Origin of the sequence: Bradyrhizobium sp. Arg237L, assembly GCF_029990105.1 — a bacterium.
Classification (GTDB): domain Bacteria; phylum Pseudomonadota; class Alphaproteobacteria; order Rhizobiales; family Xanthobacteraceae; genus Bradyrhizobium.
Window position 1 is genome coordinate 24,593 of the sequence record NZ_JAQMIL010000008.1, and the last position, 15,988, is coordinate 40,580.

Sequence of the window (15,988 nt, forward strand, 5' to 3'; positions counted from 1 at the left end):
ATGAGCCCGGCCACCAACCGCGAGATCTATTTCAGCTTCTTTATGTTCACGGCGGATTTGCAGCCGGAAAACACAAGTTATACCCAAGTTCTGATCAGGCATCTTGATGAGCTTGCCAAAAGGGGCTTCGACGGCGTCGATCTGCATATCGCCGCAAGGGCAGCGACCGTCAAGCATTCGGATGAGATCGAAAGCTATCGCCGGCTGAAGAAGGCCTTCGACGACGCCGGCTTCAAAAACATGAAATTCGCCACCAATGTTGTAACCACGCAGTTCTTTGATCCGACGTCACCTTATAAAGAGCAGCGGGATCGCGCCCTTTTATACCTTAAATCGCGCGTCGACATTACATCGGTGTTGGGAGGGGATTCGAATGAACCAATCATGTCGGGGCCGTTCATCTATCCCTACGGTGCATTTCCGTTTACGGACCTTGGAGAACCGATCTGGAGTGACGCCCTTTTGGATTGGATGAGGCCGCGATATCAAGCAGCGCAGCCCATCATTGAGGAACTGACGGTCTACGCGCAGAAAAAGGGAGTGAAACTCGCCATCGAGCCGGTCAAGAGTTGGGAAACGCCTCCGCCGAACATGGTCTCAGAGGTGCTGAATTTCCTCGATGGCGTCAAAAAGGCTCCCTGCGGCGTAACGGTCGATACAGCGCAGGTTTTGATGGAAAGTCAAGGACCTGTCGTTTTCAAAGAAAATGTGGCCCGTGCCTTCAATCCGGACCCGCATAAGGATCGGCTGTCCTACATCCATATCTCCGCACCGGACCGTGGTGCGATCCACGACAGCTGGATCCCCTGGGACATCATGTTGCGCGAACTCGAACCGATTTACCGAGGGCCCTACTTGCTGGAAGTGTTCAATGCGATTCCGCCGTTTGACAGTTCGATGAGAATGACGCGCCGGCGCTTTTGGCGGCCGGGCGAGGACCCCGACGGGCCGACAGAACTAAGCGCGTACTATATCGCCGAGGCTGCGCTAAAGGAGCTTCAAACCAGGATTGATCGCGTTTGGCATGATCTGTCGAAACGTTCTCCCCGCCCGGGAAAGGTCTGATGGGCAAAAGGCCTTGTAACGCCGACGCCGAGTGCTGCGTGAACTGGACGTTGCGAAGGACTAGCCGTTTTGGGGACCGTACGAATGACAACGTTGCAGTGTGAGAAATACGTATTCAGTCATTGAGGTTTTCCATGTCGACTCAATTACCGGATCCCATCATTATCCCGAGCAAAGCAGGTGATGCGCTTATTCATACGTTCGTCGCAGGTTTTACGGGCGACAACATTGCGAATGCAACACATATCATCGAAAGCAAGAACATCCTCGTTCTCGTTGATGGCCAATTTCTCGCTCCGTATGCGACGCAATTCAGAGCATACGCCGACAGTCTTCGAAAGCCGATAGAGAGATTGTATCTTTCACACCGGCATCCCGATCATTGGTTTGGATTGGGGACGGCCTTCGGCGATGTTGAGATCTACGCGTTACAGGAGACGATCGACTTTATTAAGCAACACGGAGAGGAGTCGAGACAGGATCATTTGGAGAAAATGGGTGGTCTTGCTCCGAAAAATATTGTTGTCCCCCAGAACGTGGTCAAGCGGGGTACGGAGACGGTCGATGGAATCACATACGTGTTCGATAAAGTAATCGATACCGAAATTGATTTCCTTCTAACCATGCGACTGCCTGAACTACAGGTCTGTATTCCGCAAGACCTCATCTACAGTGGCACGCATCTCTATCTGACTAAAGACTTCGGAAATTGGATCAAGGTGCTGCAGAAGATGTTGGCATCGGATGACAAATTATTTCTGGCGGGTCATGGTTTCCCAGCCAATAGAACCGAGGTTGCCAAAAATATCGAGTACCTGTCTGCCGCCAGTCAGGCAATGGCGCGCGGATTGAACAAAGACGATTTCAAGGAACATTTGCTTCGAAGGTATCCTGGACGTTTATGCCCGGGGATATTCGATATCTACCTTCCACGCCTATTTGACGCTGCTAGTCAGTTCTAACAGTCATGCCATCATAACCAGCGGCATCTTCCGATCGAAGAAAGTAGGGCGTAGCGACAATGAGCGATCAAACGACAGTAGGGCAATATCTGGTCGACAGGCTCTTGGAGTTGGGCCTGCGACACCTGTTTTCCATCCCGGGTGATTATACAATCGGATGGATGGATCGCTATGTGACGCCTAGCGAAATCAAGGTGATATCGGAAGTCAATGAACTCAATGCGGGCTATGCAGCCGACGGATACGCGAGACAAAAGGGACAAAATGGAATCGGTGCGCTCTGTGTGACGTACTCCGCTGGCGCATTATCTGCAGCCAATCCAATTGCGGGTGCTTATGCCGAGCGGGTTCCGGTTGTGCTGATCAACGGCGCTCCGAGCATCAAAAAAACCCTCGCATTCGAGCAGACCGGCTACAGCGCGCACCATTTCATCAGTGGACGTCAAACGGATCTTCAGGTTTTTGAGTATATCACGGCGGCCGCGGTCAGAGTAGACGATCCCCATCTTGCACCCATGCAGATCGATTACGCGCTGACCCAATGCATTACGGAAAGGCGCCCCGTCTACATCGAACTTCTCGAGGACATGGTTGACTTGAACTGCGAAAGCCCGACCGTCAAACTCAAGCCGGCGAAGATGAAGTCAGACGGCGGGGTTCTTATAGCCTCAATCGAAAAAGTGAAAGCCGCATTAGAAAGCGCCGCAAGGCCGCTGATCTGGCTCGGTGCGGAGATCGATCGATTTGGGCTTGAAAAACAGGCAAAGGCCCTGATTGAGCAACTGAATATTCCGTATGTCACCCAGCTTATGAGCAAAGCGGTTTTGCCCGAGAACGATCCTTATTTTATCGGGGTTTTCGTTGGCAAATCATCGTCGGACACCGTTCAGGACCTGGTTAGAGATTCCGATTTTATTCTCGCGTTAGGTGTTTGGCTGACGGATATCAACACGCTGGGCTGGCCTCCTGACATCGACAAGACCGCATTTGTTTCGTTTGGTACCGTTAAATTTGGGACCTACTTTGGCCCGCAGGTCTCTTTGGAAGATTTCATGGAGGGCTTGCTAGCCGCAGGTATTTCTCCAAGAAGCGAGCCTCTCCCGCAGCTACCGGGTGATGCAGGGTGCAAGATAGGTTTGGATCAAAGAATCACCTACCAGGGATTTTATGACTTCATTCCGAAGTATATTACCGACAGGACGATCGTCGGCGCCGATGCAAGCTTGAACTATTTTGGAAGTCTGTTGCTTAAAGTGACGGCGGCGAGGGGCTATTTTTCGCAGTCATCCTACTCTTCCATCGGCTATATCGCACCGGCCGCGACCGGTATTTGCTTGGCCAGGGCGTCCGATCAAAAAGTGCCTGATCAAAGAGTGATGGTCTTTACGGGGGATGGCGGCTATCAAATGACCGCCTTCTGCGTTGCAACGCAAACTCGTTTCAAGCTCAACCCGATCATCTTTGTCATGGACAACGGAGTTTTTGCCGTAGAGCAATGGCTCGCGGACGCATCAGTCTTCAAATCTAGCACTGACAAGTTCAAAGACGGGCTGGATGTACACAGGTGCTCCTACTTCAAGATGTCGGAAGTCGTCGGTTGTATGGGACGGAGAGTCACCACCTATGGCGAACTAGAAACTGCAATTAACGAAGCTCTGACGAAGGATGATATCCCGTCCATCATTCACGTGGAGTTGGAGCCAAAATCAATTCCGAAGAATGCGGAATGGAAGGCATTGATAGACGGAATCCACGGAGGGGGAAGCTAGAGCCACCGAGATTGTGGGAGTTCTGCATTCACGCTCTTGAGAAGCGGTGAGCGCGCTTTATCGCCTAATGCCTATCGCTATATCCCGATCGAATTCGGCGTCTTCCGTCGTAAATCGATCTCTTCGATGTAAAGAACCCAAGCGAGGTTTCGGATAATTGAACGAAGGGAGTTAATAAAATGGATCCAAATCGGGTCCCTGAACCTTTGTTGTCCGCAAATCCGGCGCCCGCCGGTCCGGGCGTGCAACCATTCTGGGCGCGAGCCGACAAGGATGGTGTGGGCACGGCAATGTCGTGGTCAAGCCAGTTATGGTTCACAATGGCGAAGGGCGTGATTACGGAGATCTATTTTCCGGACATAGATACTCCGCAGGTTCGGGATATTCAATTCCTCGTAACGGATGGCTCTACGTTCTTCCACGACCCGAAGGTCGATTACCACCACGAGTGCAAGCCGATTCATCCTGAGGCTCTGGGTTATCGGCTAACCAATACCGCGATCGGCCAGGCTTACAAAATCATTCATGAGGTGATTTCAGAACAGGGCGCGTCGACTTTGCTTATTCGGACGAAACTCGAAGGTGATGCGAATCTCTTGAAGAAGCTGCGAGTGTACGCTCTGCTCGCGCCACACATCGAGGGCGCCGGCTCTGGCAATTCCGGCTTCGTGGCCCGCACCGGCGCGGGAAATGTACTTGCCGCTTATCGTAACAATACCTGGTTAGCCATGGGGGCGAATCTCGGTTTCAGCTCGACGAGCTGCGGTTACGTTGGTGTCAACGACGGCTGGCAAGACGTTATTGGGCGCCGGCGACTGCCAGAGTGGAACTATGACTGCGTGTTCAACGGCAATATCGCACTCATGGGCGAGATCGATCTCAACGGGGCTACCGAGTTTGTCCTCGCGTTGGCTTTCAGCCCCGGCGACGCGGACACGCCAAACGCCTCGCTGACGGCCCTCTTCGAAGCTCTAAGCAGTCCGTTCGAAGCTCCCGCGGGGTCGTACAGCCATCTCAGCGCATTTTTAGCGGGCTGGCAGGAGGCGAAGAGTGGCTGGGATTTCCAACCCGCCGCTCACGCCACGTTCGACGCCGCGCGACTCTTCAAGATGAGCTGCAACGTCTTGCTTGCGCACGAAGACAAGCGGTTCAACGGCGCACTAGTAGCCTCGTTGAGTATTCCCTGGGGTGAAGCCAACGGCGATAGCGACGGTGGATATCATCTCGTATGGCCTCGAGATATGTCGCAGAGCGCGAGTGCTCTGCTGGCCGCCGGTGAGACCGACCTGCCGTTGCGTGGATTGTTGTTTCTGGCGGCGACTCAAAAGCCGGACGGAAGTTGGAGCCAGAACTTCTATATCAGCGGTAAGGGCCATTGGCTTGGCACTCAGCTCGACGAATATTCATTTCCGATTCTGCTCGCTCACCGAGTACGCGTCGAGAAGGCGTTGCAGTTCTTTGATCCGAGGTCGATGGTGATGGCCGCCGCTCGAGCATTGATCGCGGGCGGCCCGTCCAGCCCAATGGAGCGCTGGGAGGAAAATGCTGGATACTCTCCATCCACCCTCGCTGCGAATATTGCAGCGCTCGTCTGCGCCGCGGATTTCGTCAGTCAAGAACCCGAGGATCAACCGACAGCGGAGTTTCTGCTCGATTACGCAGATTTTCTCGAGTCCCATCTGGAGCAATGGCTGGTCACGACCAAAGGCGATCTATTGCCGGGCATTCCACGGCACTACATTCGTCTTCTCCCTATCGGAGATCCTGCCTTGCCGGAGCCAGATCCCGACGATGCAATAATGTATCTCAAAAATGTGTCTGGTCCGAACGCGTTCCCGGCGCGGAACATCGTGGACGCGGGTTTTCTGGAGCTGGTCCGGTACGGCATTCGTGCGCCGCGTGACCAACTGATTGAGGACTCTCTGAAGGTCGTGGACGCCTCGATCAAAGATGACCTGCCCGGCGGCCCTTGTTGGAGGCGATACACACATGACGGCTATGGCCAAACCGATAGCGGTGGTCCTTTCCGAGATGTCGGCGTCGGCCGTCCCTGGCCATTGCTCACGGGTGAGCGAGGACACTACGAGTTCGCCGCGGGTCGGGATCCATCCATCTATATAGAAGCGATGGAGGCGTTTGCCGGTGACCGAGGTTTGTTAGCCGAGCAGCTTTGGAACGCGAAGGACCTGAATACACCGACTATAAATCTGCAGCGAGGCGGCGCCACGGGATCGTCCATGCCGCTTGCATGGGCGCACGCCGAATATATCAAGCTGGTGCGCTCGGTTTCGGACGGTAAACCCTTCGATCGAATCCAGATTGTAGCCGATCGCTACTTAAAGAAACACAAACCAAGTCCGCTCGAGATCTGGAACCGGAATCGGCAAATCCCCGCTATCCCTCGAGGAAGGACTCTTCGAATCCAGTCTGTCGAGAAGTTTGACCTCCATTGGTCCCGGGATGGTTGGACGACGGTGCAAGATACTAACGCGACGGCCACCGCCGTCGGTATTTTCTATGCAGATATCGCCACTGACCAGCACGCGAGAGGGCCGATAGTATTTACGTTCTATTGGCTGGATAGCACGCACTGGGAAGGTCGAGACTACGAGGTCAACCTACTTTAGTCCGTTTTTCCGGATGTGTCGCAAACGTGGGAGCCAGGTGCTATAACCTAGCAACGAAACGAACGAGAGCCGGGCTGAAGATTTTATCGCGAGGAAGATAATCATGCGCAGCCGCAAGGACGCACATCAAGCCCTACAGGATCGCAATAGTAGGCACCTGCGAGGAGATTGGGCCGCCTGTGAGACGACCGCATGGCAACGTTAAAGCTGTATAAGTACCGCGCTGTCAACGAATGGTCACTTCAGACGATTCGTTCTACTCAAATGTGGTTTTCGCTACCCGCAAAGCTGAACGATACTTTTGAGTTTAGCGTCCCTGTCTTCATTTCGATGAGCCCAAGAGAACTGGTTGAACATTACGAAAAGAGGTTCGCGATCGACTACGTGGCGCCGAAGCTCCTGGAGTTGATGACGAAACATGGGGACTCGAACAGTTTTCCTGCTTCGGATGAGTTCGTTCAGGCGTTTCTCATTAATGGAAATGAGGAAGATCGTAGCCTTTACGCTATCGCAATGATCCACTTCCTAAAAAAACAGGGGCTCACGTCGGAGCAGATCGCCAAAAGGACGAAACTGGATTCCGACAACGAGCTAAGCAAACGCCTCGAAACCGAGCTTAGAGAGAGCTATTACCGCAATCAGTCGATTGGGTTTGAATTCGGTGTTTTGTCTCTGTCGGCCCGTCACGACAATCCGCAGATGTGGGCTCATTATGGAGACTCATGCAAAGGCATTTGTATTGGTGTGAACTTTGAAGTTGACCGGCTCCTGGACGACCCAGGACTCATCCCAATTTGGGTGAAGTATGCTGAAGAATTGCCGTTGCTCGACCCGGCGAAGTTCTTTGATCGCACAGGGAAAAACAGGTTAGAGATGTTGAAAACGTTCTACGGCACGAAGCACGAAGCCTGGTTCCATGAAGCCGAGTTCCGTTTACTGTCGCGACGGGGAGAAATTTCACTGACGATACCGGGTCAGATTACAGAGGTCATTCTGGGTGAGAAGATTGAACGTGGTGCTGTCGAACAAGTCGTGGCGGCCGTCGAATCCGGGGGGCAGGACTAAACTTCTCAAAATGATGAGAGAGCCAGGGACCTGGCGATACCGCGCATACGAATTGGTCAGGTAGCGTTACAAGTCGCTGATCTGATCGGCTGCCTCGCTCGCCGTCGGTATGGTGACGGTGAGGTTATCGAGTTTACGGTTGTTGCAGACGGCTTCCCTGTTGCGCGGTTGGCTGCTGTTATGCAAACTGCAGTCTGCCAAACGCCAAGTTGAGCTCCAATTGAGGCTCGTTTCTGCGGCACCGAGAATATGGTGCCACCTCCAGGTGCATAGTGGCTGACTATGGATCTTACATCATGGATATCTGCCGCCGCGTCTCTCATAAGGTGGTTAATCTTCCGCTTGCCGTTGGCCTTTTCAATACCGTTCGCAAGTATATCTGCGTTATGGATTTTCGCGGGCTTTCCTCTCGTAATCCGATCACTTATTAAGCCTGCTACTCAGGGGCTGATCGCGTATTTTGAGTTGCCAGAAATATTGAGCGATAATCTTCGTTCAGTTTTCGAGGCGTCGGTCGTGATCCTGCTGTTTTCAGCAGGCCCGGTACTGGCGTACAACCTCTCCGCTTTTACAAATTGGGTGCTGGTCCGTTCAAAGTTACGCGCCATCCCATACAGCGACGGATCGCCACAAGTACCAGAAAAGATAATCGGGCTGGAGCCAGACCTGTTCTCCAACGTCGAAAAGATCGGGATCGTCCTGGCTGGTGGCGGGGCCAGAGCTGCTTTCCAGGCAGGCGCAATGAAAGCAATATATCAACTGCTTGGAGAGCACCGTGCGCTGGAGAAAGTGAAGGTAATCTCTAGCACATCCACGGGATCTTGGAATGCGTTGTTCTGGCTTGCAGACCTCATCATGCCGCAAGGTGGCTGGAATGGCCGCGGTGTTCATGAGAATTGGTGGCGATCAATCAGTGTCAAATCGTTGATCGCTCCTTCCTGGTACATACCATTTTTCAGAAATTGCTTTCTTTCTCCCGAGCCTTGGCGGCAGGTTTTTGACCACCTGTTTGGACGGGAAGATGTGAGGGAGCGACTCATCAGTACAAAGATCCACTTCTATATGACCCGGTCCAATATCGGAGCTGGAGAGCTTGATTGTGTAACGAACAATACCGCGCCGCCATCGATAGCGCGAGTTCGTTACGAGATCGCGCATGCTGACGAGCCGGATAGGTTTTTGGACACCATCAAGTGTGGGGTTTTTGCTTCGATGGATATGCCACCATTATTTCCATATTCGAAAATTGAAAACAGATTATTCGAGGATGGAGGGGTCATCGACAACCTGCCTATCACCTTTCCTGCTTTGGAAGGATGTGACCTTATATTTATTCTGCCTCTCAATGCAGATTTCGAAGCCGATATAAATCAACGGTCCCTGGTGCACCGTTTCAAGCGTGTTATGGATGTTAGGCAGGGAGCCCTGGAGCGAAGTGGGTTCAAATTGGTGTATCTTTACAATGAGCTTGCGGCTCTGCGGCAATGCTTGGAGGGGGCAGCAACGAGCCGGCCGCCCGAAGCTGCTTTAGATCCATCGAGTGATAGTTTTCGAGAAGCAACGCCACTCGATAGAGCTCTCGCGCGACGGAATCGCCACATCAATGTCTTTGCTGTTTGCCCGAATAAGCAGTTCGTAGATGCTTCAATAGATACGTACGAGATTTGGAAAGCCGAGGAAGCAGGAATTGCCTTTGAGGTAATGTACGACAGTACGGCACGCCTGCTTAGGAGATGTTCATTCGATGCACCGCAGAACACAGTACGCATGGCACTAATTAGCCGGAACGGTAGTGTGCTCTGGGATGAGAACTTCTGACGAGACGAGCCGAACGAGCTGTGTTGCCTCCTCAAACACTTGAGCTGTTGCGCGTGAGGGCTGGGGGACAGCCACGAGGCAAGATGAGTCAATCAGGAGCCGCTAGCTGCCCCAACTGCGGCGTCGTCGGCTCGTTAGGGCCCACGACGAGCAGTACGATGCCGAAGATGTAATCCACGAATTGGGCGCTTCGACGTGTCATTCATCGTCTGATCAGCGGACTTCTGCGCGCACGGTGTGTGATGGCGCGGATGGCACTTCCCCAGCTGGTGCGTGTGGATCGACCGCACATCGTTCATTTGGAGCGAAAATAGTTAAGGCAGGATCGTGTTCGGCGTAACAGGGCTGTGCTTCCAATACTGGATAAGCGAACTCCGTCGCTGCGCCAGTGGATTGGCGGAATCCAGAGGCGCCACAGAGGCTCTTTCAGGAGCAGGTCCGATGTTTGCGCTACGCTTGCGCACCGGAGGTGAGGTTTGGACCTTGAAGAAGAACAAACATACCCCTCAGGATAAGCCGTTCCAACGGTGGATGGATCCGTCGTAGAGGCTAGGAGTCCTTGCTATTCGTGCTGCTGAGCTCGCGCATATTCTCAGGGCTCACCTTGATTGAAGGGGGCCTGCGCGTCGGCTTTGTCGCGGAAAGCCGACCCTTGAGCTCCACATGGCCTTCGGGAGGCGTAAGATGCTTCAGATTATCGCGCAACAACTGCGCAAGTGTGGTTGGGGCGCTCATGGCAATCCTCTGATGTAAGCAGAGTGTAGGTATTTCCGTCGAAAAATCAAGCAGTTTCCGGCTGCGAACAGTATTAGGGGATACGGCCGAGCCAGTCGGGGAGCGGATCAGGGTGGCGCACCGGGTGCGCCGCTCCTAGCGCGAAGTTTACCGTTGCCCCGCCGTCACTCCTCCCGTCGAGCGTGAACTGTTCGACCAGCCGGCTGGTCAGCGTCAACAACAGGGCGTGATCGCCCTTCGGCAACCGGAGTGACCGCGCTTTTCCCGTCGGCTCCTTCCAAAGGGCAATCTCGCGGCTCTCCGGATCCGCCGGCATCGATGACCGCCTCACCATGCCAAGCGACGTGAGGGTGAGCACTGCGGAGCCCGGATCGTCCGCCAGCACTGTCGCATAACGGCCCGGCCAACGTTGTTCCAGTTGCGGACCGTCCATCAGCAGCGCGATGACCAAATTGGGGCCGATCGAGTTCATCACGGTGAGCACGGGATCATAGCGGGCAAGGTCTTCGCAGATGAGCACCGAGAGAGTGGCGTTGGACCGAAAGAGCATCACGTGGCATTCGCGGTGGCTAACATCGATCTGTTCCCACCACTTGAAGTGGGGATCGAGAACGTGTCCGAGCTGATAACGGCGGACCTGGTCATCGTCTAAACTCCAGCGATGATGCTTCGACTGGAACGAACGATCCATGATAAGCCCGTTGACGAAACGGTAGATTGCGGCGGAGTTGCGCGCGTCGGCTTCTTGATCGGTGACGACCCCTGTCACGAATAGGTCGAGCCTTCTATCGCGGGCAAGGATTTCCGCGACTGCTTTCGCGAAGTTCAGCGGCAATGCTGTTTCGGGTAGCACAATGGCGTTCACCGGTTCCATTTCCGGTTTGGCAGCATCGATCAATTCATTCAGGAATTTGGCGAACTGCTCTGGCGTCGTATCTCGCATCCACGCCCGCGGATCCAACCTGAAGACCTTGTCTTTAGTATTGCCGGGGAATTTGCCGACGACCGGGTTAAAACTCTTTCCCGGTATGGAATAGGGAAATGGCACGAGCAGTAGATTGAAGGCGTGAGGTTCGGGCTCCCCGCCAAGTTCGTCGGCAATGTGCCAATGAGTAGTCACATTGGCGATCGACGGCAATAGTGCGAGATGATGGGTGAGTGAACGGAGCGTGTAGCCGACAGTCGGCGTGCTTGTTTTCGGCTGAACGCAAAAGATTTCGGGCCTTACCCAGATGCAGAGACTGTGCGGCAGGTTGGGTAATACGTCACCTCCAATGGCAGATTGATCCATCTCCCAACGCTCTCGCCAGACATGATAGTCGCTGTAGACCAGGAACTGGATGAGCGTCGTCTGTGGCTCGCCCGCCGTGGCCTCGCCGGAGCGTGGCTGACGCGATTCCGGGGGATACGAGAATCCAATGCCGGCGCAAGCTTCGTCAGCGATGGCAAGCAGCTCGAAAACCAGTTTCTTCCATGCCTCGGCTTCCGCATCTTCGTCGTCGATTCGTGCAAATCGGATGCACGTTACAAGATGCCGCCAAGAGTCCTGGACGTGCTTCGGCGGCTTACCTGTCTTCGCCCATTTGTGTCCGGTCTCGCGTGTAAGATCGATCCATTTCTTGCTCGGAAGAAAGCGGCTGCCGATCCAATAGGATGTAAATGTCGATTCCGAGTAGAGGCCCGAGCGCTCGGCTACGGCCGCCATGGCGGCGAACAGGTCGGGCGGCCACTGACATACGGCGTTCCAGCTTCCATTTCCATTCGTGCCATCTGGTAAAATGATCTTGATGAAATCTAGGACAGAAAATTCCGTCGCTTGGCCGCTCATCGGTTTTGTGCCTCCAGCCCCGCCCGCACCTGCAGGCCTGCTTCAATGGCAATCTAACCAGTGCGCTAGTCGTAGCCGCCCGGACCACGCGAACGTGAGCAGCTGACGGCGCCGATCGCATCACCGTGCATTTATGGTGTATTTATATACTTTGCAATCGGGTGTGGTGGACTCTTTTGCGGAGTGATGTTGGAGTGCACACGGTCCGAGGATTGGCGCTGCTCTCGAGGCTCACGAGGACCTCGGCTCCCGACGACCGGTTCACGTAGTCGCTGCGGTATGGATTCGGTTGACACTTCGCCGGCGGCTCGGGTCTTGCGGCTTCGATCCCTCCTTGAGCCGCGCTACCGCGCTTCAAAGCTTTGACACGGTGCCTACAAAGGGCTTGGCGAGCCGCCAACGCCACCCGCCAAGCCAGCCGGACCTGTATAAGCCAGCGGTGGAGCAAGTTATTGCTCCGCAATCACTAAGAAATACAAAGCCATTTCAAATGCATATGAGTTCGTCGTTCTATTCTGAATGGCGCGCCATTCAGAACAGTGCGGCGAACTTTGAAGTCAGTAAGTCTTCAGGACTGCAAGCTTGCCGTTATCCGCGCGGTTCTTTGCCGCGAGCAGGATCTCTCTCATCTGCTTAACGACCGCTGGTTCAAGCGCCTCGATTTTCGCGGCAATCTGCGGGTCGAGGATGCCCTTCCGGCCGTAGCGCCCCCTAACATCGCTGACGTGCCCGAGAATACGGTCGCGCGTTCGCTGTGCAATTCCTTCGCTGTCGAGCCAATCGGCCATCAGGTGGCGTGTGCTATAAAGCGTCAAATCGGCACGGCTCAGCTTCAGAAGCTTCTTCGCGTATTGCCAGGACTTGCTAAGCGGCTGAGACCAGCGCTGAGTGACATCCTTCTCGTCGACGGCTGGCATACACCGGATGTCGGGGAGCTCGTCTTAGCCAATTTCAAAGAGTGTGATGTTGCTGAAGCCGTGGGTGGGGTAAACCCATCGTCCGAAGAACCGGGCAAGCCGACTTGCAAGGTGCTGCACGGGGCTGCTACACACCCTTCGTGTCGCTCCGATTTCGTCAGTCGTCTCAGTAGCCTGCCGGCGGCTCCAATCTGGCTGAGTACCCTCCCGCCCCAGCCAATTGAAATCACTCGGCAATCGCGCTTTGTTCAGGGACTTCATTCTGAACGGGTTTTAGCTGCCCATTCCGAACGTCTGTCGCCATTTCGTTCGCCAGCCTGTGCGCGCGCCGTTTGCGGGTTGCTGCGAGCACGCGCTTCTCGGTGCGCTTCGCGTAGCCGATATAGCTCCGCTGCGTCCGGTGTGCTGACAGCGCGCGACCCTGTCCGTCGGTCAGCTCTGTCTCCTCCAGCTCGGTCATGCCGCCGTGCCGGCAGGCGTCAAACGTGAAGTGCGATGGCAATCCCAGCTTCACACGCAAGCGCTGCACCTTGTGTTGCATCGTGCTGAAACCGAACGGCTTGGCCTTACCTTCCTCGACCTCGTACAGGATCATCGGGGTGCCGAGACGCTTCAAGTGCGACAGCACCTCCTCAGCTTCCTCATAAAACTTGACGTCGCCATCTTCGAGCGGATGGTCGACGATTTCGCCCGTCTTGTGATGCTCGATGCAGCCATGTGCAAAGGTGTAGACCTCGTCTCGCGTCACGGCCGGCTTTTTCTTTTTCACACGGGTCTTCATGGTGACGCCGACCCAGGGGTTCGGAACGTCCTTCGGAAATTCGTCCGGGAAGAGGCGGCGGAAGCAGAGCACGCGCGAACTGGACGGCCCCTAGTCAACGAGCCGCCACAGTTTTAGGTGCCGTCGCAGGGAGCAGGTCGGTCACGGCATTAGCGCGCTGACCATGGCCATACCAACGACGGTTGCGGCTTTTTGGCTTGCGGGCGGGCCGGGGTTGGCGCCGGCTTTTGCGCCTGGGCGACATTGGCCGACCGCCGCGGACGCGGCAGTGGTATTCCGGGCATAACCTTTGGCTCTTCGGGGCTCAGCTTTGGCTCTTCAGGCATCACCTTTGGCGCTGAAGCGTTGGCGATCACGCGGGCAAGTTGTTCCTGGCTTGCGTTGAGGCGCTCGGTGAGCGTCTGGTTTTCGCGCGCCATCTGGATCTGGATCGCCTTGATCTCATCGATGACACTGTTGTTACGCGCCATTTCTTCCTGGCTCGCCTTGAGTTGGCTCGCGACATTTTCATTGTCGCGGACCAATTGTTCTTGCCTCTCCTTGAGCTGTTCGACCGCTTGCCTCAAGGCAGCGAGGTCGCGCGTCATCGGCTGGAGCTGCTGCGCCAAGTCGGAAGACAGGGCGACGGCAGACGGCGCGGCGTCTTTCGGCGCGACTGCTTCCGGCGGGGCCTGCGTCAGAGGTGCTGGGTCCGAGGAGGCCATCATCGCCGTATGAGCGGAGGACGACCACCACCAAGCGGCAACACCAATGGATGCTGCCAACAGAGAGCAGACGAAAGCCACATAGCGCCAATTCGCCAATTGATGAATCGTTGCCGGCGGGGCGCGAGACGTCTTCATGCTGGTCGGCGGGGCCGAAGGACTGACTCCCGCTTCGAGCGCCAGGTTCGAAAGCTGCTCCGCGATCTGCCGTTCCGCGAGCCTGTCGTCCAGCGTGGAATCCATTGGTGCTCCGTGTCCAAAATACAATGGCACCCGTCTGAGAGCGATCCGCGCATCTGCGCTAGCTAACGTTCAACGGGACGCAGACGGGTTTTTGATCTACGAAGGTTCCCAGGGATGGGCATGCAGCTGCATGTCACGTTCGTCTTTTTTACCAGCTCGCCCCCGAACTGTACCGGCGTTTTTAACGCAGCCGAGGAGCGGAACTATCTTCACGGCCGGAAATACGGAATGAACCCTGACCCTTCACGACCGTGCCGCGTTTCGTCGCTTAGAACAGCCTAGGAAGGTCAAATATGCTTTATCTTTCAATGGGAGTTGACTGACACTCTCTCCGCGCGGCGTCAACTCGCTGCAGAGCCGGAATGTTCGGGTCGGGGGCGAGTCGCTTCCCCCACGCCTTCCGATTATTTTCCACGCCAGCCTACGATGTTGTGAGATTTCATGCGCTTGATGCAGTGCGACCGGCTGTAGCGCGAAGCAAGCTATTTTCTCGGGTGGTCTATCAAGTTCCGCTGGCTAGTGCGCCGCGTTCCGCACGGCACGCGTCGACTCTGAACACGGCTTGACGCGTCGTAACAAATTAGTCTACTTATGCAAGTGACGGTTGGCCGGGTGGCAACCTGCTTTTGCCGGGGACGCCCCGAGCATTCGGATGATCGAGCGCCAGAGGAGCGACGTTGGAGGCGATCAGGATCGAGCGGCGTGACAACATCGCGCATGTCACATTGAATCGGCCCGCGGTGAAGAACGCCGTGACGCTGGCGATGTGGCGTGACTTGTCCGAAATCTTCGCGCGCTTTGCCGGCGACCGGCACGTCCGCGCGGTCGTGCTCAGGGGTGAAGGCAGAGATTTCTCCGTCGGGGCCGATATCAGCGAGTTTGACACGATCCGGGACGACAGGCGCAAGAGTGCCGACTACGAGGTCGCGGTCGATGCCTGTTCCGGCGCGATCGCAGCGCTGGGAAAGCCTGTCGTCGCAGCCATTTCCGGCTATTGTCTCGGTGGCGGCTGCCATCTCGCGCTGGCCTGCGACTTCCGCTTCGCGGATCTGACCGCAACTATCGGGATCCCGTCCGCCAAGCTCTCCATCATCTACGGCGTTCACAGCGTGCAGCGGCTGCTGGCGCTGACCGGCCTCGCGAACGCCAGACGCGTTCTCTATTCCGGCGATCGCTATCCGGCCGAGCAGGCGATGTCGATGGGACTGATCGACGAGATCCATGACGATGCCGTGCTTGCGGCCGAACGATTTTTGCAGCGCCTCGCCGCCAATGCGCCGCTCTCGATCGCGGGCGCCAAATACATGCTGAACGGGATTTCGATGGGCGCCGGGGCTCTTGATTTGACGAAGGCGCAGCAGCTCATCGATGCTGCATCCGACAGCGAGGACTTCGAAGAAGGCCGAAGAGCCTTCGCGGAAAAAAGGCCTCCGCGGTTTCGCGGCGCATGAGAATGGCCGAGCGGGGAAGGAAA

11 protein-coding genes are annotated in these 15,988 nt (G+C 55.5%); 7 read left to right on the forward strand and 4 right to left on the reverse strand.

The window, feature by feature from the left end:
• From OZ411_RS06710 to OZ411_RS06735, 6 genes are all read left to right on the forward strand, one after another.
• Positions 1-1,065 carry a sugar phosphate isomerase/epimerase family protein gene (locus OZ411_RS06710; protein ID WP_282527290.1) on the forward strand — a complete coding sequence of 355 codons (1,065 nt, stop codon included), beginning with the start codon at positions 1-3 and terminating at the stop codon, positions 1,063-1,065.
• 134 nt (positions 1,066-1,199) lie between these two features.
• Positions 1,200-2,027: an MBL fold metallo-hydrolase gene (locus tag OZ411_RS06715; RefSeq protein WP_282527291.1), complete on the forward strand. Its 828-nt coding sequence runs from the start codon at positions 1,200-1,202 to the stop codon at positions 2,025-2,027.
• 59 nt (positions 2,028-2,086) lie between these two features.
• Positions 2,087-3,796 carry a thiamine pyrophosphate-binding protein gene (locus tag OZ411_RS06720; RefSeq protein WP_282527292.1) on the forward strand — a complete coding sequence of 570 codons (1,710 nt, stop codon included), beginning with the start codon at positions 2,087-2,089 and terminating at the stop codon, positions 3,794-3,796.
• A gap of 179 nt (positions 3,797-3,975) precedes the next feature.
• Entirely contained in the window at positions 3,976-6,423 is a 2,448-nt protein-coding gene (locus OZ411_RS06725; RefSeq protein ID WP_282527293.1) for a glycoside hydrolase family 15 protein, read from the forward strand.
• Positions 6,424-6,615: 192 nt separating this feature from the next.
• The gene (locus tag OZ411_RS06730) at positions 6,616-7,488 is read left to right on the forward strand and encodes a DUF2971 domain-containing protein (RefSeq protein ID WP_282527294.1); all 873 of its coding nucleotides are present in this window, start codon (positions 6,616-6,618) and stop codon (positions 7,486-7,488) included.
• Positions 7,489-7,770: 282 nt separating this feature from the next.
• Positions 7,771-9,306, forward strand: coding sequence for a patatin-like phospholipase family protein (locus tag OZ411_RS06735; protein WP_282527295.1), 1,536 nt, complete (start codon positions 7,771-7,773; stop codon positions 9,304-9,306).
• 808 nt (positions 9,307-10,114) lie between these two features.
• Here OZ411_RS06735 and OZ411_RS06740 read toward each other — a convergent pair.
• The 4 genes from OZ411_RS06740 to OZ411_RS06755 all read right to left on the reverse strand — a co-directional run bounded on the left by OZ411_RS06740 (position 10,115) and on the right by OZ411_RS06755 (position 14,514).
• Entirely contained in the window at positions 10,115-11,869 is a 1,755-nt protein-coding gene (locus tag OZ411_RS06740) for a hypothetical protein (protein WP_282527296.1), read from the reverse strand.
• A gap of 557 nt (positions 11,870-12,426) precedes the next feature.
• On the reverse strand, positions 12,427-12,786 hold the full coding sequence (locus tag OZ411_RS06745; RefSeq protein ID WP_282527297.1) for a hypothetical protein: 360 nt from the start codon (positions 12,784-12,786) through the stop codon (positions 12,427-12,429).
• A 226-nt stretch (positions 12,787-13,012) separates the two neighbouring features.
• Positions 13,013-13,567: a hypothetical protein gene (locus tag OZ411_RS06750; RefSeq protein WP_282527298.1), complete on the reverse strand. Its 555-nt coding sequence runs from the start codon at positions 13,565-13,567 to the stop codon at positions 13,013-13,015.
• Positions 13,568-13,716: 149 nt separating this feature from the next.
• Positions 13,717-14,514: a hypothetical protein gene (locus OZ411_RS06755; RefSeq protein ID WP_282527299.1), complete on the reverse strand. Its 798-nt coding sequence runs from the start codon at positions 14,512-14,514 to the stop codon at positions 13,717-13,719.
• A 677-nt stretch (positions 14,515-15,191) separates the two neighbouring features.
• On the opposite strand from OZ411_RS06755, the gene OZ411_RS06760 reads away from it, so the two are divergent.
• The gene (locus OZ411_RS06760; protein WP_282527300.1) at positions 15,192-15,965 is read left to right on the forward strand and encodes an enoyl-CoA hydratase-related protein; all 774 of its coding nucleotides are present in this window, start codon (positions 15,192-15,194) and stop codon (positions 15,963-15,965) included.
• Positions 15,966-15,988: the final 23 nt, after the last annotated feature.